Source organism: Campylobacter concisus (genome assembly GCF_902460575.1).
Classification (GTDB): domain Bacteria; phylum Campylobacterota; class Campylobacteria; order Campylobacterales; family Campylobacteraceae; genus Campylobacter_A; species Campylobacter_A concisus_AW.
The window spans coordinates 187,423-212,333 of record NZ_CABPUY010000003.1; the positions used below are offsets into that span (position 1 = coordinate 187,423).

Annotated in this window: 24 protein-coding genes, 1 tRNA gene and 2 pseudogenes; 15 read left to right on the plus strand and 12 right to left on the minus strand. The window is 40.3% G+C overall.

What is annotated here, in order from left to right:
- The first annotated feature begins 60 nt into the window (after positions 1-60).
- The 3 genes and pseudogenes from F3G76_RS11000 to F3G76_RS10780 form a co-directional block, all read left to right on the plus strand.
- Entirely contained in the window at positions 61-243 is a 183-nt protein-coding gene (locus F3G76_RS11000; RefSeq protein WP_178140078.1) for a hypothetical protein, read from the plus strand.
- Positions 244-248: 5 nt separating this feature from the next.
- Positions 249-1,136, plus strand: coding sequence for an AMIN domain-containing protein (locus F3G76_RS07415; protein ID WP_149706348.1), 888 nt, complete (start codon positions 249-251; stop codon positions 1,134-1,136).
- Between the two features lie 67 nt (positions 1,137-1,203).
- Positions 1,204-1,302 (plus strand): annotated as a pseudogene (locus F3G76_RS10780) (tyrosine-type recombinase/integrase); the annotation flags it as partial.
- A gap of 262 nt (positions 1,303-1,564) precedes the next feature.
- Here F3G76_RS10780 and F3G76_RS07425 read toward each other — a convergent pair.
- The 6 genes from F3G76_RS07425 to F3G76_RS07450 all read right to left on the minus strand — a co-directional run bounded on the left by F3G76_RS07425 (position 1,565) and on the right by F3G76_RS07450 (position 9,715).
- Complete coding sequence (locus F3G76_RS07425; RefSeq protein WP_149706349.1) at positions 1,565-4,555, minus strand: molybdopterin dinucleotide binding domain-containing protein; 2,991 nt, start codon at positions 4,553-4,555, stop codon at positions 1,565-1,567.
- Between the two features lie 12 nt (positions 4,556-4,567).
- Complete coding sequence (locus tag F3G76_RS07430) at positions 4,568-5,305, minus strand: 4Fe-4S dicluster domain-containing protein (RefSeq protein ID WP_103607761.1); 738 nt, start codon at positions 5,303-5,305, stop codon at positions 4,568-4,570.
- A 186-nt stretch (positions 5,306-5,491) separates the two neighbouring features.
- Positions 5,492-6,622, minus strand: a complete 1,131-nt coding sequence (locus F3G76_RS07435; RefSeq protein ID WP_149706350.1) for a glycerate kinase family protein — start codon at positions 6,620-6,622, stop codon at positions 5,492-5,494.
- On the minus strand, positions 6,619-8,013 hold the full coding sequence (locus F3G76_RS07440) for a GntP family permease (RefSeq protein ID WP_149706351.1): 1,395 nt from the start codon (positions 8,011-8,013) through the stop codon (positions 6,619-6,621). The genes F3G76_RS07435 and F3G76_RS07440 overlap by 4 nt, the downstream gene beginning before the upstream one ends.
- A gap of 165 nt (positions 8,014-8,178) precedes the next feature.
- A complete protein-coding gene (locus F3G76_RS07445) occupies positions 8,179-9,147 on the minus strand; it encodes a phospholipase A (RefSeq protein ID WP_149706352.1) in 969 nt (322 codons plus the stop codon).
- On the minus strand, positions 9,140-9,715 hold the full coding sequence (locus F3G76_RS07450) for a molybdenum cofactor guanylyltransferase (protein ID WP_107931208.1): 576 nt from the start codon (positions 9,713-9,715) through the stop codon (positions 9,140-9,142). The genes F3G76_RS07445 and F3G76_RS07450 overlap by 8 nt, the downstream gene beginning before the upstream one ends.
- Positions 9,716-9,936: 221 nt before the next feature.
- On the opposite strand from F3G76_RS07450, the gene F3G76_RS07455 reads away from it, so the two are divergent.
- The gene (locus tag F3G76_RS07455) at positions 9,937-10,194 is read left to right on the plus strand and encodes a SemiSWEET family transporter (protein ID WP_107931206.1); all 258 of its coding nucleotides are present in this window, start codon (positions 9,937-9,939) and stop codon (positions 10,192-10,194) included.
- Between the two features lie 68 nt (positions 10,195-10,262).
- Here the strand turns inward: F3G76_RS07455 and F3G76_RS07460 are convergent, their stop codons facing one another.
- Positions 10,263-10,730 carry a hypothetical protein gene (locus F3G76_RS07460; RefSeq protein WP_107931205.1) on the minus strand — a complete coding sequence of 156 codons (468 nt, stop codon included), beginning with the start codon at positions 10,728-10,730 and terminating at the stop codon, positions 10,263-10,265.
- A 21-nt stretch (positions 10,731-10,751) separates the two neighbouring features.
- A complete protein-coding gene (gene leuC, locus F3G76_RS07465; RefSeq protein ID WP_149706353.1) occupies positions 10,752-12,017 on the minus strand; it encodes a 3-isopropylmalate dehydratase large subunit in 1,266 nt (421 codons plus the stop codon).
- Between the two features lie 450 nt (positions 12,018-12,467).
- Between leuC and F3G76_RS11135 the strand changes: the two are divergent.
- From F3G76_RS11135 to F3G76_RS07480, 4 genes and pseudogenes are all read left to right on the plus strand, one after another.
- Positions 12,468-13,247 (plus strand): annotated as a pseudogene (locus tag F3G76_RS11135) (cache domain-containing protein); the annotation flags it as partial.
- Positions 13,248-13,862: 615 nt separating this feature from the next.
- Positions 13,863-14,387: a methyl-accepting chemotaxis protein gene (locus F3G76_RS11140; protein WP_103575376.1), complete on the plus strand. Its 525-nt coding sequence runs from the start codon at positions 13,863-13,865 to the stop codon at positions 14,385-14,387.
- Between the two features lie 71 nt (positions 14,388-14,458).
- Positions 14,459-15,781 (plus strand): NFACT RNA binding domain-containing protein, encoded by a 1,323-nt coding sequence (locus F3G76_RS07475; RefSeq protein ID WP_103649767.1) that lies wholly within the window; start codon positions 14,459-14,461, stop codon positions 15,779-15,781.
- 2 nt (positions 15,782-15,783) lie between these two features.
- Positions 15,784-16,125 carry a hypothetical protein gene (locus F3G76_RS07480; RefSeq protein ID WP_103649768.1) on the plus strand — a complete coding sequence of 114 codons (342 nt, stop codon included), beginning with the start codon at positions 15,784-15,786 and terminating at the stop codon, positions 16,123-16,125.
- A gap of 116 nt (positions 16,126-16,241) precedes the next feature.
- Here the strand turns inward: F3G76_RS07480 and F3G76_RS07485 are convergent.
- Positions 16,242-16,339: transfer RNA gene (locus tag F3G76_RS07485), tRNA-Sec, on the minus strand.
- Between the two features lie 75 nt (positions 16,340-16,414).
- Between F3G76_RS07485 and F3G76_RS07490 the strand changes: the two genes are divergently transcribed.
- Complete coding sequence (locus F3G76_RS07490; protein ID WP_021085279.1) at positions 16,415-16,990, plus strand: BON domain-containing protein; 576 nt, start codon at positions 16,415-16,417, stop codon at positions 16,988-16,990.
- 2 nt (positions 16,991-16,992) lie between these two features.
- Here F3G76_RS07490 and F3G76_RS07495 read toward each other — a convergent pair whose 3' ends face one another.
- Genes F3G76_RS07495 through F3G76_RS07505 form a run of 3 tightly spaced genes read right to left on the minus strand, consistent with a single transcriptional unit; the run spans position 16,993 to position 20,758 of the window.
- Entirely contained in the window at positions 16,993-19,443 is a 2,451-nt protein-coding gene (locus F3G76_RS07495; protein WP_149706355.1) for an efflux RND transporter permease subunit, read from the minus strand.
- A complete protein-coding gene (locus F3G76_RS07500) occupies positions 19,443-20,045 on the minus strand; it encodes a Tgt2/MlaC family protein (protein WP_149706356.1) in 603 nt (200 codons plus the stop codon). The genes F3G76_RS07495 and F3G76_RS07500 overlap by 1 nt, the downstream gene beginning before the upstream one ends.
- A gap of 2 nt (positions 20,046-20,047) precedes the next feature.
- Positions 20,048-20,758 carry an MlaA family lipoprotein gene (locus tag F3G76_RS07505; protein ID WP_149706357.1) on the minus strand — a complete coding sequence of 237 codons (711 nt, stop codon included), beginning with the start codon at positions 20,756-20,758 and terminating at the stop codon, positions 20,048-20,050.
- A gap of 154 nt (positions 20,759-20,912) precedes the next feature.
- Here F3G76_RS07505 and F3G76_RS07510 point away from each other — a divergent pair, with 154 nt between their 5' ends.
- Genes F3G76_RS07510 through F3G76_RS07535 form a run of 6 tightly spaced genes read left to right on the plus strand, consistent with a single transcriptional unit; the run spans position 20,913 to position 24,905 of the window.
- Complete coding sequence (locus tag F3G76_RS07510; RefSeq protein WP_149706358.1) at positions 20,913-21,695, plus strand: TOBE domain-containing protein; 783 nt, start codon at positions 20,913-20,915, stop codon at positions 21,693-21,695.
- The gene (modA, locus tag F3G76_RS07515; protein WP_149706359.1) at positions 21,696-22,451 is read left to right on the plus strand and encodes a molybdate ABC transporter substrate-binding protein; all 756 of its coding nucleotides are present in this window, start codon (positions 21,696-21,698) and stop codon (positions 22,449-22,451) included.
- Entirely contained in the window at positions 22,448-22,837 is a 390-nt protein-coding gene (locus tag F3G76_RS07520; RefSeq protein ID WP_149706360.1) for a TOBE domain-containing protein, read from the plus strand. Before modA ends, F3G76_RS07520 begins: the two co-directional genes overlap by 4 nt.
- 2 nt (positions 22,838-22,839) lie before the next feature.
- Complete coding sequence (locus tag F3G76_RS07525) at positions 22,840-23,697, plus strand: sulfate/molybdate ABC transporter ATP-binding protein (protein WP_149706361.1); 858 nt, start codon at positions 22,840-22,842, stop codon at positions 23,695-23,697.
- Positions 23,694-24,371 carry a molybdate ABC transporter permease subunit gene (modB, locus tag F3G76_RS07530; protein WP_149706362.1) on the plus strand — a complete coding sequence of 226 codons (678 nt, stop codon included), beginning with the start codon at positions 23,694-23,696 and terminating at the stop codon, positions 24,369-24,371. The genes F3G76_RS07525 and modB overlap by 4 nt, the downstream gene beginning before the upstream one ends.
- A gap of 36 nt (positions 24,372-24,407) precedes the next feature.
- Complete coding sequence (locus F3G76_RS07535; protein ID WP_103569298.1) at positions 24,408-24,905, plus strand: redoxin family protein; 498 nt, start codon at positions 24,408-24,410, stop codon at positions 24,903-24,905.
- Positions 24,906-24,911 lie beyond the last annotated feature (6 nt).

Here is a 24,911-nt window from a genome sequence, read left to right on the forward strand (position 1 = left end):
AAAATCATAAAATTTGTTCGGCCGACATTACGCTACGTCATAGCCACCATTTGCGTGGCTATGTTTGCCTTTTACGTGGGCAACATGATGTTTGGCAAACGCTCACTTGACGTGATGCTAAGCCTTCAGAGCAAAAAAGAGAGGCTTAGCGAAGACGTGGAAATTTTGAAAAAGATGAATGCACGTCTGCAAAAAGACTATTTTGAATTACAAGGCCTTGAGCCAGACTCTAATAAAAAGTAGGAACGATGAAGAAAATTTGGTTAGTTTTATCTATCTTGACTGCGAGCTTATGCGCCAGAGAAAACCCATTTATGCCTATTAGCGAGCTAAACACAAGCGTTATGACGACAAACGTCGTAGAAAAATATGACAGCTTCAACTCGCTCTCGTTTAAATTTCCAAGCGATGCGATGCTACTACTTGATGTCACCATAAGATATAGAGCAAATGACGGCAGCATAAAAGAAAAAAGACTAACCGATATAAACAAAACTATCGACTGGAACGATGAATTTGCACTTATGAAGATGAAGACTCCAGAGCCAGTCGCAGCTAAAAAACTAGACGTCTCAGTCACGATGGCAGAGGCGCCACAAAAGGTTAGCACGCCAGTGATAATAGAAAAAAAGGTGAGCACGCCAGTGGCAATGGAAAAAAATGAGACGCAAATTTCAAATAAAGATAGAAATAAAACCTCAGATGTGCCAACTCCAAATGTCGTAGTGATCGACCTTGGCGCAAAGAAGATAAAAGAGCCTGCTAAGTCTGAGCAAAAGGTAGTCGAAGTAAAAATTGAGCCTACTACAAAGCCTGTTCAAGAGACAAAAAGCAGCGAAAAAGAGGTTAAATTCTTAGGGTTTATCAGCTTTTTAGCACATGAAAAAGAGCTAAATATCATCACAAAAGCTAAAAATTTAAAGCACTTTGCCTACGAGAAAAATAAGATCGTGCTTGACTTTGCAAAACCTCCAAGAAGCTTTAAAACTAGAAATTTAAAGCTTGAAAACGAAACTTTTAAAAACGTCATAATCGGCTGGCATGACAAGTATTTCAGAGTGGTTTTAGAGCTTGATAAGATGCATAAATATAAGCTTGAAGCCGTTGAAAATGGATATATGCTTAAGCTTTTATAGTTTTTATATTTAAATTTAAGCCTACCTTTTAAATTTCTCTTGGTTGTAATCAGGAAAAGGCTTAACTCTTGGACATGCTAGTCTAAACACCTCGCGAATTTATACACACTTTGATAGTGACAAGCTAAAGCTTGCAGCAAAAGTGGCTGAAGACTTGGCAAACTAGGGCACTAAAAGCAAACTATCAATAGTAAATTTAACTCATGCAAATTTAAAACGCTGCTTAAAGGAGCAGCTAGCACGCTTCAGATGATATTAAATTTAAAACATTAAATTTAACTACGAAACTCTATAAATATGTGAGAATTTTTAGCTTGCAAGTAGCCTAAAAGCTTACCCTGCATATAAATTTACGCCCAAGACAAAAGCTCTCACGAAAATGAAATTTGGCAAGCAAATTTTACTCTGCTCGCCAAATTTATATCAAACTAGCGTATCTTTCTTATCTTTGCAGGAAGTGCTTGTCTAGCGCAAGTACCAACCAGCCAGTCATTTAGGCTAAATTCGCCATTTCTTTTTGGATCAAGAATTCCAAGCTTGTTGTGATTGACCCCTTTTTCTAAATTTGCTATCCCAAAAGCTGGCTTTCCATCGACGATGTGCGTTCTTATACCAAACTCATCATGGCCAAATCCATGCTCTATGCTGATAACCCCGCTAGCAACGCCGTCTGTTACAAATGCCTCGCCAACTTGCGCTCCATAAGGCGTAGTCACTTTGACCTTATCGCCTGAGCGAATGCCCTGCTCGCTCGCTACATCTGGCGCCATCCTTATGAAGTTACTAGGATGGACTGCTCTTAGTCTTGGGCTAACAAAGGTGTAGAAGTGCTGGATATTTGACTTTCTTGAGCTAACTGTATATTTCCACTCAGAGCGTGGGAAAAATTTCTCAAGCGGCGTACCGTCACTCGCGACTGGTAGCATTAGACTCGGTACTCCTGGCATAAATTCGCCAGTTACTGAGTGTCTGTGTCCGCCAAGTGGCTCATAGTAGATAGAAGCTGGCATAGGTGCTGGCACTTTTACGGTTGTTTTATCGCCCTTGTATGCGCTCTCGTAGCTGTCATATCTGCCGCCTTTTGCTAGCACGTGCGCCACTTTTGGCTTCTCTTCGTCTTTTAGATAAGGATCAAGTTTTGTCATCACTCTTGATATCTTACTAAGCTTTTTGTCCTCGTCGCTTATATCTTTCACGCCCTCGCCGTCAAAGGCTAAATTTGCTAGTGCAGCCGCATAATACTGCTCTTTTACGTCAAGGTCCATGAAATTTCCATCTTTGTCTTTGAAGGCATTTTTACCAAAGCCTTTTAGTCCAAGCCTCTTTGCTACGGCTATATAAAATGCCTCAACGTCGATCACGCCGCCATTTTTATCCTTTGCTTGCTTTGAGCTAACGGCTGGATAGCGCACGACTGAAGTTTTAGCGATCGTTCCCCAAAGAGAGTTTGGAAGAGCCCAGTTTTCTAAATTTACCCCATCTGGCACGATGTAGTCAGCATAGGCGTTTGTCTCGTTCATAAAGGCGTCTATACCCACAAAAAGTGGTAAATTTTTACTATCTTTTAGTGCGTCTAAAACCGCTCTTTCAAGTCCAGCTTGGCCGTAAAGTACGTTTGTCATATAGTTTATGAAAACTTTTACTTTGTATGGATAGCCAGCCTTGTGGCTCGTAAGCGTTTCGTTTACAAGTGGCATAGAGATAGGATACCATGGCTGAGTTGATGGATAGCCGCTGCCGCCAGCTGCTACTTTTCGCTTATACTCAGAGCTTGTTTCGTAATATTTGCCTGATCTTGATAAATTTAGACCATTTGGCTTATAAGCACCCTCAAAGCTCTCAAGGTCATATCTGCCCTTTAAAAACTCGTGTGTGCCGGCACTTGCATTGACGTTGCCACCTTTATAGCCGTAAGTGCCCATTAGCGTGTTTAGACAAAGTATCGCAAAAGTAGTCATACCAGCTTGCGTATGCATCATACCACCATGCACGTTTGTACTCACCTGTCTGCCGTTTTTGGTGAAATTTTCACAAAGCCAGATGATATCTTCAACGCTCACGCCACAAATTTTTGAGTACTCCTCTAAGCTATGCTTATAGGCTGATTCTTTTAAAAGCTGCATCGAGCTTTTAACCTCGACTTTTTTGCCGTCTATTAAAATTTTACCTTTGTAGTAGAGCTTGGCTGGTTCATTTACCTTGTAGCTTTGTATCTTGCCATCTTGCGAGCAGACCTGCCACTCGTTATTGATAAGTGCAAATTTGCCGTAGTCTTTGTGACCTTTTTCGGTGATGACTAGATGCGTGGCGTTGCACCAGTGTATCTCGCCTGCTAGCTTTGCTTGGTCTAAATTTGGCTGGATAAGGTAGTTTGTAGCGTATTTTTCATTTTCTATGATCCAGCGTATCATAGCCATAGCTAGAGCTGAGTCGGTGCCTGGCTTTATCGCTATCCAGCGGCCTTTGTCTGAAGAGGCGTATTTTACAGCGTTTGTAACGCTTGGGTCGACCACTGCGTAGCTAAAGTCATCTCTAGTGCCTCTTGCGTAAGAGAGCATTTTTGCCTGTTTTTGAAAAGGGTTGCCACCATTTGACGGCGAAGTGCCCCAGTAGATAACAAATTTAGAGTTTTCATAGTCTGGTTTTGTGTGTGCAAAGCCCTTTGCATTGTGCGCGATCTTGCCGCCGACCCTAAAGCCGCCGCCGCAAATTCCGCCGTGTGAGTAGTGATTGATAGTGCCAAATGACTTTTTGACAAAGCGATCAACGATGTCTGAGCGTCCGTCATATAGGTAAAAGCTTAAAAGTTGGTTGCGCTTAGTGCCGTACTCTGGGTTTTCGCTGTCTATTAGCTCGTCGCTATATATCGCTCTTAGTCCGTCCACGTGCCCCTCACCAAAGAGATCTCCGCCCTCTACTACCTCTTCTACTAGCTGCTCAAAGCTTATGCTTTTCCACTTGCCCTCGCCTCTTTTGCCAACTCTTTTTAGCGGAGTTAGTATCCTTGCTGGTGAGTCTATCATCTCAGGCAAGATCGCTCCTCTAGCGCAAACTGTGGCTCGCTTTTCATCTTCGCCGCTTAGTGTTGTGGCAAGCAAAGCATCATTTATAGATGTGTCAAAATTTGCCCAGTGTACGTTTGATAGTGGGTGGTATGGGTTGCCGCTACATCTTAAAACTCGGTCGTTTTTATCATCTACGTGAAGTCTTATGCCACACTTCGTTGTACAGCCGTGGCACATTGAAAAGACAACGCTATGTCCATCGTTAAGTGAAATTTTGCCGTCTTTTACGCTAAATTCAGGCTCTAGTGAGTTTGACTGCGGTTTGTAGTCGTCTTTTTCGCCGTCTGCTAGCACAGCGCTTGCGGTTACCGTTGAGAGTACGGCTGATCTTTTTAAAAATTCTCTTCTTTGCATTGCTTATTTCCTTTACTGCGCTATCTCTTCGCTCCAGCTGATAACCTTTTGATATCCGTTTTCAAGCTCGAGTTTCTTATCGTTTTTAGCCAAAATTTCGCTGACGCCGTGGTAGAACACCTGTGGATTTGTATTTTTAGGACTATCGATGACCATAGTCTCATGTGTGGCTAGAAATTTTCTGATATTTGAGTTAGGATCATTAAGATCGCCTATTATACGACTACCGCCCACACAGCTCTCTACGCATGCTGGCTGAAGTCCCGCTCTTAGTCTGTGGTCGCAGAAGGTGCATTTATCGGCCTTGTAGGTATGCAAGCTAAGATATCTTGCGTGATATGGACAGGCCTCCACACAAAGCGCACAGCCTATGCACTCTTTTGTGTCGATCTTTACGATGCCGTTGCTTCTTTGGTAGCTTGCGCCAGTTGGACAAACGTCAATACAGGCTGGCTTGTTGCAGTGGTTACAAAGTCTTGGAAGTGACGCAATGACCGCCATTTTACCGCTTTTATCTTTTGCCTCGTACTCAGAAACGATGGTCCTAAAAGCACCTGGCTGAACGTCGTTTTCCAACATACAGCTCATAGTACATGACTGACAGCCAACACATCTTGTTAGATCTATCGCCATGCCGTAGCGAACGCCGCTACCGCCAAAGTCCTTTGGTGCTGCCTTTAGCGCAGTCGTAGCGAAAAACAGTCCTGCAGCTGTGATGAAGCTGCGACGAGAGTTTAGGGTCTGTTGCATAAGAAATTCTCCTTTCTTTTTAGAAGTTTTTCTTATTTTAACATAGTAAATTTTTTTTCTAAAGTTTATTTTATATTTTTGCAAAATGTATTAAATTTTGAGAATTTTTGTAGCACTTTATGAGTAAAATTTGAAGTTAAATTTTGGGAGAAAAAGATAGAAATTTAGCTTCTATCTTTTTTAAATTTATGCTTTGTGATTTAGCATATAAAGGCGGATGACTTGCTCGGCGGTCATCTTTAAATTTCTGATGGCATTATCTTTTCGCATAGCTTCTTCAAGGCTCATTGGCTCATTTAGTATGCAAAAATACGCATCGATGCCGTGTTTATGGCAGTCTTTGGCACACCTTTGCACGCTTCCAGCAAGCGCGATGACTGGCTTATGATGCCTCTTAGCTAGCTTTGCCACGCCTGTTGGGGTCTTGCCCATGGTGCTTTGAAAGTCCATACGGCCCTCGCCAGTGATGACAAGATCGGCCTTTTTTATCTCATCTTCAAGCGCTATTGTCTGCGTGATGATCTCGATACCGGGCCTAAGCTTTGCGCCCAAAAATGCAACAAAAGCAAAGCCAAGTCCGCCAGCTGCTCCAGCGCCCTTTTGCGTGTGAAATTTAGTGCCATTTTTATCTTTTACAAATCCCGCAAAGTGCTTTAGTCCATCATCAAGTTGCTTTACCATGCGGCCATTTGCGCCCTTTTGTGGAGCATAGACGTAGGCTGCGCCCTTTTGACCGTAAAGTGGATTATCCACGTCACAGGCTATTAAAAATTCACACTCTTTTAGCTCTTTTATAGCCTCTTCATCTGAAAAGTCGCAAATTTGAGCTAGATCCTCACCTTTACCCTCAAGTAAAGCACCGTTTTTGTCATAAAATTTAAAGCCAAGAGCACTTAGCATACCTATGCCAGCATCATTTGTCGCACTTCCGCCAATACCTATGATAAATTTCCTAGCACCTTTACTAATGGCATCTTTTATCATCTGACCAAAGCCAAATGTGCTAGTTTTCATAGGATTTCTCTCATCAGGATTTATAAGAGTAAGCCCAGAAGCGCTTGACATCTCAAGTATGGCAAGGTCGTCTTTTAGAGCATATCTAGCTAAAATTTCAGTGCCAAGTGGATTTTTAACGATGGTATCTATAAATTTAGCATCAAGCGCGTCAGCCATAGCCTCCACGCTGCCCTCACCGCCGTCAGCTACAGGCTTTACGACGACGTCGCAAAAATCCTCAAGCGCCTCTTTTATAGCAAGGCCAGCCTCAAGCGAGCTTAGCGAGCCTTTTAATGAATCTATCGCAACCAAAATTCTCATAAAAGCACCAAAGATAGTATATAAACGCTGATCATTCCAACAACGCCCATGATAAATGTCATCGCTGTTTGTGTGCGATATCCTTGATCTGCGGTCATCTTACTAAAGTTTGTCACGACCCAGAAGTAGCTATCGTTTGCGTGAGATACGCACATCGCGCCAGATGCTATCGCCATGACACAAAGCGCGGCTGAAATTTCACTCGTAAAGCCAAGTGTGTGCATGAGTGAGTTATCAGCGCTAAATGCACCCATGATAGAGGCTGTCGTGATGATAGCCACAGTCGAGCTTCCTTGAGCGGTTTTTAGCACAGCTGAGATGATGAATGGGAAGAAAATTCCTATCGCTTTTATAGTTGAGGCATTTTCTTTTATGAAATTTACAAAGCCAGCCTCGGTGATGACGTTGCCCAAAACGCCGCCAGCTGCGGTGATAAAGAGTATTGGACCAGCGATCTTTAATGATTCGTTTGTTATATGGTCAAATTCTCTCATTTTTTTAGTTTCAGCTAGTAAAAATACGCAAAAGATCACGCCGATCGCAAGGGCGATGATAGGGTTACCTAAAAATAAAAATATCTTTGGCAAGAGCGCAGCTTTATCAAGCATGCCTTGTTTTGCTAAAACGTCGATCACAGAGCCAACCGCCATGAAGATGATAGGCATGATGATAGGAGCAAGGCTCAAAAATCCGCAAGGCAATTTGCCAAATTTCTTTAAAAGCTCTTCATAGCTTGCTGTTATCGTAGCGTCAGCCTCTTTGTCGCTGATAGTTACGCTTTTAGCGATACTCTTTGAAAAGAAATAGACAGCTACCAAAACAGGCACTGAAACTACCGTACCCATGATGATGACAAGAAGTAAATTTCCGCCAAGGCCAAGTGTGCCAGCAGCAGCTATCGGGCCAGGAGTTGGTGGGATGAAGACGTGAGAAGCATATAGGCCGCCACTAAGTGCTACTGACATAGCAACTGGACTTGCTGAAATTTTCTTATAAAGCGCCTCGCGGATAGAGTTTAAGACGACAAAACCGCTATCGCAAAATACTGGTATGCCAACAACCCAGCCCATTATAAGCATGGCAAGCTCAGGGCGTCTTTGTCCGACTAGCTTTACGACCATGTCAGCTAGCTTTAGCGCAGCTCCCGTTTTTTCAAGCACTGTGCCGATGATCGTTCCAAAGATGATGACGATGCCGATGCTCTTAAATGTGCCACTAAAACCAACGCCTATCATCGCTGGGATCTTGGATAGATCGATACCTGCGACTACTGCTAGCACCAAAGATATACTCATAAGTGCCAAAAATGGATGCACCTTGAGCTTTGAGATCATAACGATCATAAGGATGATTGCTATAACAAAACAGACAATCAAAGCTATACCGCTCATGAAAACTCCTTTATTGTGAGATTTTGCCAGTGATTTTAGCAAAATTTGCTTATATTTTTTCTAATATTTTTAAGTTTTTCTATTAGTTAAATTTTTTTCGTTATTTATCTAAAATTTACTTAATCTGCCCAAATTTAGCCACTTTATAAGATTAAATTTTTAAGGCTATTTTAAAATAACAAAGCCAAGACCAACCTTGTCGGTGTGCCTATCATAATCAATCAAACTCTCGCCGTATCCTGTAAAATACTGCAAATAGCCATAAACGCCACTTGAAAATATCGGAAACATATATGAAAGCTCGGCCGCACCTTTATTTGTTTTATCAAAATGTAAGTTATTTCTTAGCATTAGGCTAAAAATTTGATCATTTAGCTTGTAACTAAGCCTTAGGTCTCCGTGTCCGATGTAGTTTAAAATTTCTTTATTGTCGTTCTTTTCGCCGATCACACTCCAAACTCTTGGTGAAATGGTTAAATCTCCATAGACAAGATCGCCTTGCACGTAGGCTCTGTTCCAGCTCCTCGAGTTGGTGCCATCTCGTCCGTTTGACTCATGCAAAAGTCCAAATTTTAGGTTTTTCACGCCTATTTGCTCTAGGTATTTTGGAGAGGCGAAATTTAAGAAAATTTCAGGCTGATAGTTTGTCTCACGAAAAGGAGCTGAAGTTTTTGTTATCTGCCACCACGAAGTCTGCGTATAAGCAGCCACTAGGCTCTCTCTAAGACCAAAAACGTCGTAAAATAGCGGCTTTGCAAGGCTTATTTGAAACTTGGTCTCAACGCTCTTTCGCCCATCATCTGGCACAGTTTTAGCGTAAGTTACTGGCAAAAGGTAGTTAAATTTATAAAGCTCGATGCCAAGTGCATTTTGCAGATGATGTTCAGCCTTGTTTTCTTGTGTGATCTTAGCCTGCTTTACCTTTGCTTCTGGCGTCGCTGGCTCGGCATTTAGACTAGTCTTGGAGGCTAAGCTTTGTGCGTTTATAGAGTTTTCGGCAATGCTTTTATAAATTTGCATAGCACCTTTTATATCGCCACTTTGCTCAAGTGCTTGCGCCCTTTGAAACTCGCTAAGTTCGCTTGCTGCTAAAATGCTAAAGCCAAGAGCCAAAAATAGTATAAATTTAGGCATCTTTTTGCTCCTTTTTTTGAATTTCGTTTGCTATTTTGTATTCTTCTGGGAAATTTACGTTAAAAAACTGCTCTTTATTTTCAAAATTTACCACCTTAAGCTTACAACTTTTTCTTAAAAGACCTATTTTATGCTCATTTTTTAGATAAAGCTCACGAGCAACTGGCGCTAAATTTGGGCTAAAAAAGCCACAAAGCGAGTGGATATGCTCATCATCGCCAGCTACGACCATGTCAAATTCATCTTTAAATTTAGCTAGCTCGCCAAGACTTTTTGGGTCAAAAAATGGCATATCAGCTGGGATGATAAAGACGCTATGATCAAAGCTTTTAAGCACAGAGTAAAGCGCTAGCATCGGCGAAAAATCCTCACTACTCTCATCTTTTATGAGCTTTAGAGGTGGGTTAAATTTCTCAAATTTGGAGCTTACAAAAACCTCATCAAAGACTTTGCTAAATTTAGCGACCTGATAGTGCGTAAGCGTTTCAAAGCCACCAAATGGCAAAAGCGTCTTGTCCTGACCCATGCGTGAGCTCTTGCCACCTGCTAAAATGACGCAAGTTTGCATTTTTATCCTTTTAAATTTTAAAAATTACAAAAGTATAACCAAATTTTCTAACTCATCTTGTTTTAAATTTATTATCACTTAATAAAAGCTTCGCCCTTAAATTTGAAAAAAAGCGCTTTTGCCAAAGCAAGAGCTACTTTCTAGCAGATAAAATTAATTTTTTTACCACGCTAATCATAAAGCTAATAATAATATAATGGCTTACTTTTAAAGGAGATCACATGAGTGAAAGAAATTTACAAATTTTAGGTTGGATAGGCACGTGCTTATCGGTTGTTATGTACTTTTCATACATCCCACAAATAATGGGCAACCTTGATGGCCATAAAACGCCTTATATACAGCCACTAGCTGCTGCGATAAACTGCACGATATGGACAAGTTACGGCTTACTAAAAGCTAAAAAAGACTATCCACTTTCTGCTGCAAACTTGCCAGGTATAATCTTTGGACTTTTGGCAACTATAACAGCGTTTTGATGCGCTGATTTAGTTGTTGTGGCGAGTCCCGCAATAAAATTATTTGCTTTGCCACAACAACTAATTTATTATAGTGTTTGCGCTATTTTGGTTAATTTTTCTTTGATTATATTGCCTTTTGAGCTCAATAAAGAGACTATTTTTGTTAATTCATCTATTATTTCTTTCATGTTTTCATCATCACTGTCTGAAGTTTTAAGCCTTGCCTTGGTAAGTGGAATAAATCCTTGATACGTGGTTATAAAATCTTTATAGTCTTCTTGTAATTCTGGTGCATAGAAACTAATTAGCATGTGTAGTTTGCTAATTTCAAATTTTGGATTTTCTATATTTAAATTTGGGTTTATCAACAAAGATGCCTTGTAATGCAATCCTCCTAAAATATCTCCAATTATAATAAACGCTTCTTCTAACTTTTGTCGCCTGAGTTTGTTTTTATCTTTTTTATTGGTTATGTAGGCATACACTATTTGACCGCAAACTGCTAAAAGTGCACCAAGGCTAATCTTTATTACATCTATCCATAAATTGTCCACAGGAATACTCCATATAAATTTTTATAAGTCCCTTGGATCGGCGATTTTACCAGCTATCGCACTCGCCGCTACAACCGCCGAGTTAGCTAGATAAATTTCACTCGTTCTATCGCCCATACGGCCGACGAAATTTCTATTTGTAGTCGAGATGCAGCGTTCATTTGCACCCAAAATACCCATATATCCGCCAAGACAAGCACCACATGTTGGATTGCTCACAACTGCGCCAGCTTCGATAAAAATATCGATAAGCCCCTCTTTTTCAGCAGCTCTTGCGATCTTTTGCGTCGCTGGAGTGATGATGAGCCTTGTTTTGCGGGCTACTTTTTTGCCTTTTAGGATTTGCGCTGCGATGCGAAGGTCGCTTAGACGGCCATTTGTGCATGAGCCGATAAATGCCTGATCGATAGCTAGATCGTCGCGAACCGCCTGTCTTACGCTCTTGCCGTTGCTTGGCAAAAATGGATATGCGATGACTGGATCAAGATTTGTGACATCGATCTCTAAAATTTTGTCGTATTTTGCGCCCTCATCTGAGTAGAAAAATTTTGGTTTATCGCGTAAATTTTTATCTTTTAAAAACTCTTTTGTGATCTCATCAACCGCGATGATGCCGCTCTTTGCACCAGCTTCGATCGCCATGTTACACATTGAAAATCTATCATCCATGCTAAGGCTATCTATCACCTCGCCGCTAAACTCAAGTGCCTTGTAAAGTGCGCCATCAACGCCTATTTGGCGGATGATCTCAAGGATGAGGTCCTTGCCATAGACGTGCTTATCAAGCTTGCCTTTAAAGACGACTTTGATACTCTCAGGCACTTTAAACCAGTTTTTGCCAGTGATCATCGCATAAGCTAGGTCGGTGCTACCCATGCCGGTGCTAAACGCTCCAAGAGCGCCGTGCGTACAGGTGTGGCTGTCTGCGCCGATGATGACGTCGCCTGGGATGACTAGCCCTTTTTCAGGCAAAATCGCGTGCTCGATACCCATATCTTTTTCGTCAAAATAGTTTTTAAGGTCGTGTTTGTAGGCAAATTCGCGTGAAATTTTGGCTTGATTTGCGCTTAGGATGTCCTTTGTCGGGATGTAGTGATCCATCACGATGGCAAAGCCGTCTGGGTTAGCTAGCTTTGTCGCGCCACTTCGCTCAAACTGCTTGATCGAGATAGGCGTCGTGATGTCGTTGCCTATGATCATATCGATCTTGCTCTCGATGATCTCTCCTGCGCTTACCTCTTTGCCAACGTGATCTGAAAATATTTTTTCTGTGATGGTTTGTTTCATAAATTTCCTTTAAATTTTGAGGCGATTTTAACGAAATTTGTATAAAAAGATATTTAGCTAGTGCTTTAAATCACTATAAATTTGACAAAAAATTTATGCTAAAAATTTAGAGTAGATAAAATTCAAATAGAGCATTTTCTTTTTTATATATTTTAAAATTATAATTTAAGCAACTAAAATAAATTCAATGTCAAATTTAGTCTTAAATTTGATTATAAATCCCTAAAATACTCTGTTTATTACTTTGGATAATTAAATTAATAAAATTTAGCAAAATTTATCATAACAAGCGTTATTTAGCTACTTTTTGCTATTTTTTCTTAAAAATAAAAATTAAGAGATATTGTTTAACTTTTATTATAAAATACGCCGAAAATTTTAAAAGGATTTAAGATGAAAAAACTCTTTTCTAGCTTGTCTAACAAGATAGCCTTTTTGCTGACAGCTTGGATGCTAATAGGCATAGGCATATTTTTTAGCATAAACTACTCAAATTCCAAATCGGAAAAAATTCAGTCGTACAACAACGTGCGCAAAACTGGGCTAAAATCGACGATGTATTTTGTCGATGAGTTTTTAAAGTCAAGACTTCACATGGTGCAAACCTTCGCAAAAGAGCTTGAGGATAAAAAGACCTATGCTAGCAGGGACGATATAACCGAGGCGCTAAAAGGCGCTTTTATCATTTCGCCATTTGACGCGCTATTTGTAGGCTATGCAGATAACGGCAACGTCATAAAGACTGATCTTTTGAAAAACAATCAGCCATTTTTGATACCAAATTTTGACGGCCGCACAAGGGCTTGGTTTAAGGGTGCTAGTAGCAGCGGCAAGCCTGGATTTTCAGAGCCATACGTAGATGTCACGACAAAGAATTTAACCATCACAGCCTACGCTCCTATCTTTGATAGCAACCACAAGCTTGTAGCGGTAATCGGCGCAAATATCTTCTTAAACGGCCTTAGCGAAGAGCTTTTAGAGATAAAAACAACTAAGACTTCAAACATCATGATCGCCGATGATAACGGCAAAGTGATAGTTCATCCTGATATAAATTTAGTTTCAAAAGAAGATGAAACCTACAAAAACCTCATCAAAGAAAATATGAAAAACAGCATAGATGGCGACAAGGTCTCACTGTTTTTCTATAAAGGCATGAGAAACGTCATCTACTGCCAAAAACAAAAGCTAACAGGCTGGAACGTCTGTATAGTGGCTGATGCTGATGAGTTTGTAGCTGAGATAAAAAGCGCTTCAAACAAGCAAATTTTGATGTTTAGTCTGTTTTTGATCTCAGTCATCATCGCCATCATCGTGGTCGTTAGATACTTCTTAAGACCAGTTTTAACAATACAAAATGGACTAATCGAGGTCTTTAAATTTATAAACAACAAAACTTCAAACGTCGAGCCTATCAAGCTAAAAAGTAACGACGAGCTAGGCGTTATGGCTAGTATCATCAACGAAAACATCGAGAGCACAAAAGAAAATTTAAATAACGAGCGCGAGTTTTTAGCCAAAACGCAAGAATTTGTAAGCAAGATAAAAGGTGGCGACTTTAGAGCGACGCTTGAAGCGACGACAAATAGCCAAGCACTGCTTAAACTAAAAGAGGCATTTGGCGATCTACGTGACTCACTAAAGACAAATATCGCTTCAAATGAGCACGATATTTTAAAAGCGCTAGAAATTTACTTTAAAAACGACTTTACCGCCAGGATAAACGACGAGGGTGTCATCGCAAAAGGCATCGACGCACTTGGCGATAAGATCGCGCAGATGCTAAAAAATAATGAAGATGTCGCAAAACTGCTAGAAGACCGCGCTAAAGCGCTAAAAGGCTACATGCAAGAGCTAACGACTAAAGCAAACAAGAGTGCTACATCGCTCTCTGAGGGTGCGGCTGCGGTTGAGCAAATGAGTGCGTCTATGAGGCAGGTAAATGCAAGATCTGATGATGTCAAAAGGCAGTCTGAGGAGATAAAAAATATCATCACCATCATCCACGACATCGCCGATCAGACAAATTTACTAGCCCTTAACGCTGCCATTGAAGCAGCACGTGCGGGAGAGCATGGCAGGGGCTTTGCGGTTGTGGCCGATGAGGTTAGAAATTTAGCCGAGCGCACTCAAAAGAGCCTTGGCGAGATCGAAGCAAATGCAAATATCCTAACCCAAAACATCGATGATATGAGTGCAGCCATAAACGAGCAAACCATAGCGATCGCTCAGATAAACACGCTAGTTGCTGACATCGACAACCTAACAAAAGAAAATCTCGAAGTGGCAAATCAAACAAACAAAGCCACAAACGAGGTCGATGAGATAGCTGATCAAATCGTTAAAGAGGTCGCTAAAAATAAATTTTAACTTTTGTCCTAGCAAGCCAGCTAGGACTCTTTGTTAAAACATTTTTGCAACATTTCTGATATAATCCCCGCATGAAGTACGCACATTTAGTTCAAATAGCAAGTTATCTATCGAAATTTAAAAAGATAAGCCAGGCAAAGCGCGTAAGCGACATGGCTATACTTATCGAATTTAGCGGCGAAAAGATCATTTTTGACCTAAATAAGTCAAACTCAGCGATCTACAAAGATGATGAGCTAAAAGAGGCGAAAATTTATCAAGCGCCCTTTGATAATGTCCTAAAAAAGCGCTTTAACGCCTCGCACATAAAAAGCGTCGAGTGCCTAAAAGACAATAGAATTTTAAAATTTACCTGCACGCAAAGTGGCTCATATAAAAGCGAAAATTTTATCCTTTATCTTGAATTTACAGGCCGCTTTACAAACGCCGTGATAACTGATGAAAATAACGTTATCATCGAGGCGCTAAGACATATTGATAATAGCTACCGCAAGATAGAAACTGGCGAGGTTTTAAAAGAGCTGCCAGCCATCGCTATAAAAGAAAAGTCGTGCGAGCCGATAACTGACTTTGAGGCATTTTTTAAAAGTGAAGCAGCTAGGATAAACGAGGCTAGGATAGCTAGCCTAAAAGAGGCAAAGCTTGCTAGCGTGCAAAAAAAGATAGATAGCATGAGCGAAATTTTAAACTCGCTTGAAGATAAAGATGAGCTTATGAAAAAAAGCGAGGAGTTTGCAAACTATGGCACGCTCTTGCTTGCAAATTTGGCAAATTTTAAGGGCTATGAAAGAGAAATTTGCCTGAAAGATTTTAACGACAACGAGATAAAACTAACTCTTAACGACACGCCAAAAAATAGCGCGAATGAATTTTACTCAAGATCAAAAAAACTTCGTGCAAAAGCCCTTGGTGTGGAGATAGAAAAGAGAAATTTAAGTGAAAAGATCGAGTTTTTAGAAGGGCTAAAGTCGCTTTTAAAAGAGGCAAAAAGCGCTTACGAGCTTGAAATTTTAAGCCCAAAAAACAAGGCAAAACAAAGAGAGAGACACATAAAAGATGTAAGCGAAAATGCTGAAATTTTTTACGTTAGAGAGTTTAAAATTTTAGTTGGCAGAAATGAAAAAGGCAATATAAATTTGCTTGATCTAGCCAAAAAAGACGACATCTGGCTTCATCTAAAAGACGCCCCAAGCGCTCACGTCATCATAAAAACAAACAAGAGCAAGGTGCCAGAAGACGTGCTAGAGATGGCTGCTAAATTTTGCGTGGAATTTAGCGTAAAAGGGGCTGGCAGATACGAGGTGGATTACACCAAACGCGAAAATTTAAGGCGTGAAAATGGCGCAAATGTCACTTACACAAACTACAAAACGATCATCATAAATAAAGGCTAAAAATGGCGGTAACACCTTTAGGAAATAGCAACTTCATCAACCAAAACGCCCCAGTCGTCTCGCAGGTGCATGCAAACCAGCAAGCACGCTTTGACATGCAAGCGCTAATGGCATCTGAGCTAGCCACCCAGCAAAACGAGGAGATAAAAGAGGTGCGTCCGATGGAGGAGTCATATAAAATAGATCCAGAAAAAGAGCACGAGCGTCAAAAGAGCGAAGAAGAGGCGAGCGAGTTTGAGAACGAAGAGCAAAACGCAAAAGCCAAAGATAAAGAGAGCTTAAAAGACGAGCTTGATAGCGAAGAAGAGAGCGAAGAACCGCACGTTTTGGATATAAAAATTTAAACTTTAAATTTAAGATGGTTGTTTAAATCACACCATCATTTTTAAAATTTACTAGCTAGCTACGCCTAAAATCAAAAAACGGATAATTTAAAAAGTAGAAATCAAAGAAGTAAAAGTGGCGAGAGGATGAGAGAATCGAACTCCCCACCAGACGGTCAACCGCCCAGTCATCGGGTTTGAAGCCCGTGAGCATCACCAGATTACTTTATCCTCCGTGCGTGTTATTTTAGCAGATTTAGATAAATTTTAGCCCATTTTTTATAAACTTTTTGAAATTACAAAAGGATTTATGATTTATAAATTTAGCGTTTTTGCATTTTTGGTCTTATTTTTTTGCTCTTGCTCCTCAGTCCTCACCCCAGCAACAGCGCCGCTAAATGTATATGACGCATACTCCATTTCTCGCGATAAACGCGGCATCTACTCGATCTCTCGTGATAAATTTATCCAAAGCAAGCTACAAAGCAAAATTTTGTTTTCAAAAGGACTTAGCAACATTGACATCGAGATAGAGGTCTTTTATGGCGACGCCTATCTCATAGGGCTTGTTGATAGCAAAGAGTTAGGAGATAAGCTAGTTGAGCTTGCAAAAAGCACGGACGGAGTGCGAAAAATTTACACCTATCTTAGGGTAAAAAAGAGCGAATACCCTTGCGATAGCCTGAGCATACTTGCAAATTTGAAGCAAAATCTCTTTAAAGATAGCGTCGTTGAGGGCACAAATGTGCGTGTTAGCATCGTTGGCTGTGACGTTGTTTTTAGCGGTGTGGTAGATAGCATCGAGCAAGAAAAGCACGCCATTTGGTACGCTAAGCACATTGATGGCGTGGCTGATGTCTATTCATTCATCAAAGTTATCAAATAAATTTATACCTCGCGCTTTTTCACAAAGCTTGCTATCAGACTTGGCAAGATGATGAGCGCACCAAGCAGCATAAAGACCATAACAAGATCGGTTAGCAAGCCAAAATAAATTGTCGGTATAAAGTTGCTAGTTATCATCACGCTAAAGCCAAGGAAAATGGTAAATGAGGTGTAATACATCGCGTATCCAATGCTAGCGTGCGCAGCCTTGATGCTTTCAAAAACGTCCTTTGTAAGCAGCTCCTCTTTGAAGCGGTGGATGTAGTGGATGATATCATCAACGCCGATGCCTATACTAATGGCAGCAATCGTAATGCTCATCACGTCAAGCGGAATGCCAAAAAATCCCATCACGCCAAAGAGCGTGCAAAGCGGGATCAAATTTGAAACTATGGCGATGGTTGCTAGCTTGATACTTCTAAAAACAAAGCAAAATATAACAAAAAGTATCGCAACCGTTAGTCCAAATGTATCAACCTGCGAGCTAAGTAAATTTTGAAGCATGTTGTTATAAAGCACCATCATACCGACAACTTCGATGCTTACATTATCGTTTTTAGTAAGCTCTAAAAGCCCTTCTCTAAGCTCTTTTAGAAATAAATTTCGTCTAAGCTTTGGATCGCTATCAACGATCCTTAGGCTAAATCTAAGCTCGTCGTTTTCGACGCTCACGTAAGGACTTAGCAAGATCTTTTTATACTCAAGTGGTAGCTTCTCATACATCGCAGAAAGTAAAAAGTCATCACTAACGCCGTTATTTAGCTCTTTTATCGCTTTTATGAGCGTTGCAAGAGAGCTTACGTTGCCTACAAAATTTTGCTCTTTTAGATAGTCGTGAATTTTCTCTGCAACTCTTGTGTGGTAGCTGTTAAACCAGTATTTTGCGCTCTTTGCGTCGTTTTCAAACTCGCTTTCAAAGTCGTCTTTTTCATCACTTTTTTCTTGTTTTGGCTCGCTCTCTTTAAATTTCACTATCACATCAACTGGGATCGTGCCACCAAGCTTTGTGTCGATGACCTGCATGCCTTGGCGGATCTGCGTGCTCTCTTTAAAGTAGCCAATGAAGCTGTTTTCGACCTTTATCTTACTGATGCCATAAACGCCAAAGCAGACAACAAGTACGCAAACTGCGTAGATGATCTTTCTTGAATTTAGCGCCAAATTTGCGCAGTATTTTGTAAATTTAAAGCTGTTTTCAAATGTCCTAACAGGGGCAAGCTTCTTTAAATTTGCATTTACCGAGCCAAACAGCAAAAATGCAAGCACGAGTGAAACGCTAATGCCAGCACTCATCATAATGCCAAGCATGATAACTGGCTTTATATCGGCACTCATTAGTGAGCTAAAGCCAATGACTGTCGTAAATATCGCCCAAAAAGATGGAGAAAATTTGTCACGAAGTGTCAGATAGATGAGCTGATTTTGGCTGTATTTTGGGTGTTTTGCATAAAATTCTCGGTAGCTTACGACTAGGTGAATGACAGTTGAGATGGTGATAATTAGCTGAAGTGCGATGTAGTTTGAGCTAATGACCGTCACTTCCCAGCCAAACATACCAAAAATTCCAGTCGTAAAAATGGCACTTACCGCGCAGATAAACATCGGTAAGACGATCCATCTAACCTGCCTAAAAAATAGCCACAAGCTAAAGCTAAGAAGCGCTAGAACGCTTAGCCCGTAAACCAAAAGATCGCTCTTTATAAAGCCTATCATATCATCAGCGATCATATTTGCGCCGCCCAAAAAGAGCTCGTCATTTGCGTTAAATTTAGCGATGGCTGCCTTTATGGCTTCAAGGTTTTTGTGATCGCTCTTTCTAAGCTCATCTCGGTAGGCTTTAAACTCCGCTAAAAGCGCTTTAAATTTCTCTTTTTCAGCCTGCGTGATAGTGCCGTTTGACTCTTTTTGGCTAAGTAAATTTCGCTCATTTAAAAGCTCGTTAAATTTCTCATCTTGCTTTAAATTTAGCGCGATCGCTGTGGTTTTTAGATCTTTGCTTATCAAATTTCCGCTATAAATAGGACTTTTTGCAAACTCAAGCTTTGCTTTTGAGATATTTATATCTTTATCGCTTAGTGTTGGAGTGTGATCCAAGATGCCTGTAACGCCACCTTTTACGCTATTTAGAAGTGGCACGTTTAAGATAGAGGTAACGCTGCTAACCATATCGTTTTTGGCTAGCTCATCACTTAAATTTTTAATAAGCTCTAAATTTTTAGGTGAAAAAAGATCATCTTTTGGGGTGAAAGCGACCACCAAAAGCCCTGGCGAGTCGTAGCGTTGTGCGATCTGTCTATAGGCTTTTAGATCTGGGTCATGCTCAAGCAGCAAGGTCTCAGCCGAAGCATCGATGCTAAGCTTTGTGCTAAGGTAGCCAAAAACTACGCTTAGAACTAGCACAAGCGAGATAACAAGCTTGTTTTTGGCAATGATAAATTTAAAAATTTGTCGCATTAAGGATTAGTTTTGTTTTGATCAGGCAAAACCGCTTCGTTTAGTTTTTGTAAAAGCGTATTAAAATCGCCATTGTTTAGCACGTCGCCAAACTGACTTCTATAAGTTTGAATGATGCTCACACCAACGATATCAAGGTCATAAATGAGCCAGCCACGCTCTTTTGCATCGTAAAATTTATAGACAAATTCGTAGTTTTTGCCGTCATTTAGAAGCTCTGATGTAAGCCAGTATCTATTTTTTTGAGGCTCGCTTTCTCCAGTGATATGGATCTGTTGGTCTTTGTAGCCTAAAAGTTTGTTGATATATGAGCTTTTTAGCTTTTGTTCAAATGCAGCGTCAAATTTAGCTTGCTCATCGGCACTTAGGCTGTTGTAGCGTTTGCCAAGGCTGATCTTTGCCATTTGCTTGTAGTCAAATAGTGGATCAAGCAGAGCAAAAATCTCTTTTGTCTTTGCATTGTTATCTAAATTTGTATTTTTTAAAATTTCAATCACCTTTGTTGTCTTTGCCTCTATCTCAGGCCTTATCTGCTCTTTTGAGAGGGCAAAAAGGCTAGTTGCTAAAAGTAAAATCGCCGCTATAATTTTAAAAATTTTCATACTTACTCCTTGATAAGTTTATCGCGTCTTTGCTCGTAAGCATCGCGTAAAAATGGATATAGATCGATCGCATCTTTTCTTAGTTTTTCATAAGCAGTTGGATCTTGTGAAAAGCTGTTAAACGCCCTATATGACTTGATGCCAGCCGATAAAAGCATAGGATCAACGTAGCTGATAGGATCGGCAAAATAGTCTCCAACTAGGCCGCCAGTATCTCTTAAATTTGATGGTCCAAGCAAAGGCCAAACGATGTGAAAACCGCTTCCTAGCCCCCAGTAACCAAGGGTTTGTCCAAAGTCCTCGTTGTGAGCCTTTAGATCATAGTATTTTGCGCCGTCTGTTAGCCCTCCAAAGCCAATTATCGTATTTGCCAAAAAGCGCAAAGTCTCTTCGCCAGCATTGTGAAATTTAAACTGAAGCAAGTTATTTACAAAACGCACTGGAAAAAGGAGGTTGTCAAAGAAATTTGCAACCATCGTTCTAGCCGTAGCTGGCACGACATAAGCGTAGCCTTTTGCCACTGGAGTTAGCATATTTATGTAGATAAAGTCATTTACATTTGTCATCACTCTGTTATAGCCACTAAGCGGGTCAAAAACATCTTTCTTTGCTTCAAATTCAACATCAAAATCATCTTTTTCACTGTTTGTGTTCAGATCAGCGCTGGCACAGGCTAAAAGCAGGCTACAAAAGATAGCAAGCAAAAATTTCATCATAAAACCTTAAAATTTATTTATAAAATACAGCTTGATTTTATCCTCTTGAAACTTTACAAAAAGTTAAAGAAAATTTGTAATTTTAAGCTTTTGTATTAATATAATTAGATATACTTTGCAAATTATTATTATATATTTAGAGGTTAAAAATTTGAAAGCAGATATAAATTTAGAGCTATTTCTGGGCGAAGACACGCAGGTTTTAGCAAAGCATATAGCGCTACTTAAGGCGATAAAAGAGACAAAAAGTATCACAAAAGCGGCTGAGGTTGTCGGCATATCATACAAAAACGCTTGGGACTGCTTAGATACAATAAATAACAAAAGCAGCAAGCCTCTCATCATAAGAGCCGACGGCAACAAGAAAAATAGTGGCTCAGAGCTTAGCCCATACGCCAAAAAACTGATAAAAATTTACGACGCTATCCTCGAGACGCAAAAGGACTTTTTGCACAAAGTTTGCCAAAAGGTTGATTTTGAAGATGTTGATATCATAAATTTACAAAGAATGAGTATGAATTTAAGCGCTAGAAACCAGCTCTCATGCGAGATCGTTAGTATAAACAGAGGTGCTGTAAATTCTGAGATCACTGCAAAGCTAAGCAATGGCAACACGCTTGAAGCCACTATAACAGTTGAGAGCGAGAAAAATTTAGGCCTAAAAGTGGGTCAAAAGGTAGTTTTCATCTTTAAAGCGCCCTCTGTCATCCTTGCAAAAGATCTTGATATAAAAATAAGCACTAAAAATCAGCTAAAAGGCGAGGTCATCGAGGCAAAGATAGGCGCTGTAAATGCTGAGGTCACGCTAAAACTAAGTGATGAGCAAACTTTAACTGCTATCATCACAAAAGATAGCGCAATGGATATGCAAATAGGCGTTGGTGACACGCTTTTGGCAATAGTAAAATCATCTCAAATCATAATAGGAGTATAAATGAAAAAGGTTTTTAAATTTCTATGTGTGGCGGCGTTGCTAGCTATAAACGCACTTGGCGCAGAAGTAAATGTCTATGCCGCAGCAAACACGACTTACGCGTTTCCAGAGCTCATAAAAGAGTTTAACAAGCTTCATCCAGACGCTAAGATCAACCTAACTCTTGGCGCAAGCGGTGGCCTTGTCACGCAGATACAAAACTCAGCCCCAGCTGATATCTTTATGGCTGCTGATATGGGCTTTGCGCAAAAAGCTTACGACACAGGCTTTGCAGTGGCTGCTCCAAAAGTTTATGCGCAAGGCGCTGTGGCGATCTTTTCTATAAGAGATGTGGATTTTAAAAAGGGCATCGAAGTCGTTCGCGGCTTAAAAGCGATCTCAATAGCAAATCCAGAGACCGCACCTTATGGCAAGGCTAGTATCGAGGCTCTTAAAAATGCAAAACTTTATGACGAAGTAGAGAAAAACATCGTCTACGCTCAAAAAATTTCTGAGACACTTTCTCAAGCTTTGAGCGCTTCAGATGTTGGTTTTATCGCCGCTAGCGCGCTTTTTAGCGAGAAAATGGCAAAATATAAAGAGGGCATTAACTATATCTTCGTACCTCAAAAGCTCTACACTCCGATCGATCAAGGCATCGTGCTCTTAAAACATGCTGAAAATAACGCTGATGCGAAAGCATTTTATGAGTTTATCTTGGGCGAAAAGGCAAGAGAAATTTTCAAGAAATTTGGTTATAACGTCCCAGCTAAATGATAAAAGCAAAGATCGTTCAAATTTCTTCTAAAGATGGCGTCAATTTTTTTGAGCTTGAGTGCCTAAATTTAGGGACAAATTTATATATGCTAGCCTTAAATGAGGCTAGCAAATTTGCTCTAAATGATGAGGTGAGCTTAAATTTCAAAAGCTCAGACGTCATCTTATCAAGGCTTAGACTTGAGGCTAGTTCGCTTGAAAATGAGCTAAAATGCGAGGTCGCTGGCATAACTCGTGGCGAAATTTTAAGCATAGTTAGCCTAAAGTGTGAGCAGCTTTGCTTTGAGGCTATCATCTCAGATCATGCTCTAAAAGGGCTAAATTTAGCGGTAGGCGAGCAGGTTTTTGCCTACGTTAAATCAACAAGTATCCACATAAGCGCTTAAAAATGATAGAAATTTCTTGCAAAAAAGAGCTAAATGGCGGCGGCGGTAAATTTATGCTTGAGGCTGATCTTGCATTTGAAAGTGGCGAATTTATCGCACTTTATGGAGTAAGCGGCGGAGGTAAAACGACGATTTTAAGGCTCATCGCTGGCTTTGAAACCCCGCAAAGTGGCGTGATAAAGGTTGGAGATAAGATCTTTTTTGACGAAAAGACAAATTTAGCCCCGCAAAAGCGAAATATCGGCTTTTTGTTTCAAGACTACGCCCTTTTTGAAAATATGAATGTCTTTAAAAATTTGCTTTTTGCAAATAATGATGAAAATTTAGCAAACAAACTACTTGAAATTTGCGAGCTTAACTCTTTAAAAAACGCGAAAATTAGCACCCTCTCAGGCGGTCAAAAGCAGCGCGTAGCACTTGCTCGTGCAGTGATGAGAAAGCCAGAAATTTTACTACTTGATGAGCCACTAAGCGCCCTAGATAACGCCATGCGCGAGAAGTTGCAGGATTATTTACTAGCGCTTCACGATGAGTTTAAGATGAGTGTTATCTTAGTAAGTCACGACATAGCTGAAATTTACAAGCTTTGTAGCAAGGTTTTTGTCCTTGAAAATGGCAAAATTTCAAGGTCTGGCAGTGCGAGTGAGATATTTTTAAAAAGTGCTGGATCGCAGAAATTTGCATTTAACGCTAAGGTTTTGGAGATCAAAAAGTGCGACGCCATTTTTGTGGCAAGCGTGCTAATAAACCGCCAAATTTGCGAGGTCGTGCTAAGTAGCGCAGAAGCTAGTGGGCTAAGAGCTGGCGACACCGCCATAGTTAGCACAAAAGCATTTGGCGTAAATTTGGTAAAAGTATGATTAACGAGCTAGCAAATATTGATTACGAGCCGTTTTGGCTCTCGCTAAAACTCTCTTTTATCACGACCTTTATCCTATTTTTCTTCTGCGTAGGGCTTGCTTACTTTATGTCGCAAAAGAAATTCTTTGGCAAGGCATTTTTAGAGTCCATCATCTCGCTACCTTTGGTGCTGCCACCAAGCGTTCTTGGCTTTTATCTGCTCATTTTTCTCTCACCATACTCATTTTTTGGCAAATTTATCGAAGAACTCTTTGGCGTGAGGCTAGTTTTTAACTTCACAGGCCTTGTTGTGGCAAGCTGCATCTACTCGCTGCCATTTATGTTTGGGCCAATTTATGCTGGGCTAAATAGCCTAAAAAAGAGCCTTTTTGAGGCGAGCTACAGCCTTGGTAAAAGCAAGCTCACGACCATTTTTAGAGTCATCTTGCCAAGTATCAGATCAAATTTACTAACCGCGATCGTTGTTAGTTTTGCTCATACGATGGGCGAGTTTGGCGTGGTTTTGATGATAGGTGGCAGCGTGGCTGGCGAGAGCAAGGTCGCTAGTATCGCGATATTTGAAGCGGTTGAGATGCTTGACTATACCAAAGCTCACATATACGCACTTTTGATGCTAATAATTAGCTTTTTCGTTCTTTTTGTCGTCTATCTCTTAAATTCTAAAAAAGCTTAAAGATATATAATAGATAAAATTTTTAAAGGACAAAATATGATAAAAGTGCCTACAAGCATCTATCTAAGGACTTTAGACGGTAAAGAATTTGACTTTTCAGCCTTTGCAAGAACCCATAACTGCGTGGTTTTTATCTATCCAAAGATAGGTGAGGACTTCGAGCTTTTAAGCGAACAGCTGCAAAAAACTGCTGGCATGAAAGGCTGCACGAAGCAAGCGATAAACTACAAAAAACTTCTTAAAGAATTTAACGATCTTGGCTTTATGGTAGTTGCTATTGGCTCCCAAGATATCGCATCTCAGAAGAAATTTGAAGAAGAGACTGCAACTGGCGTGATGTTTTTAAATGATAGCGAGTTTATGCTAGAGCGAGCGCTTGAATTGCCTGTATTTGCAGCTTCAAACGGGCATAAATTTTACTTTCGTCAAACACTTATCATAAAAGGCGGCAATATAAGGCGCGCATATATCGTTGATGAGCCTGAAAATGACGCTAAAAATATGCTAGAAAAATTGCAAAATAAAGACTACTAGGAGGGT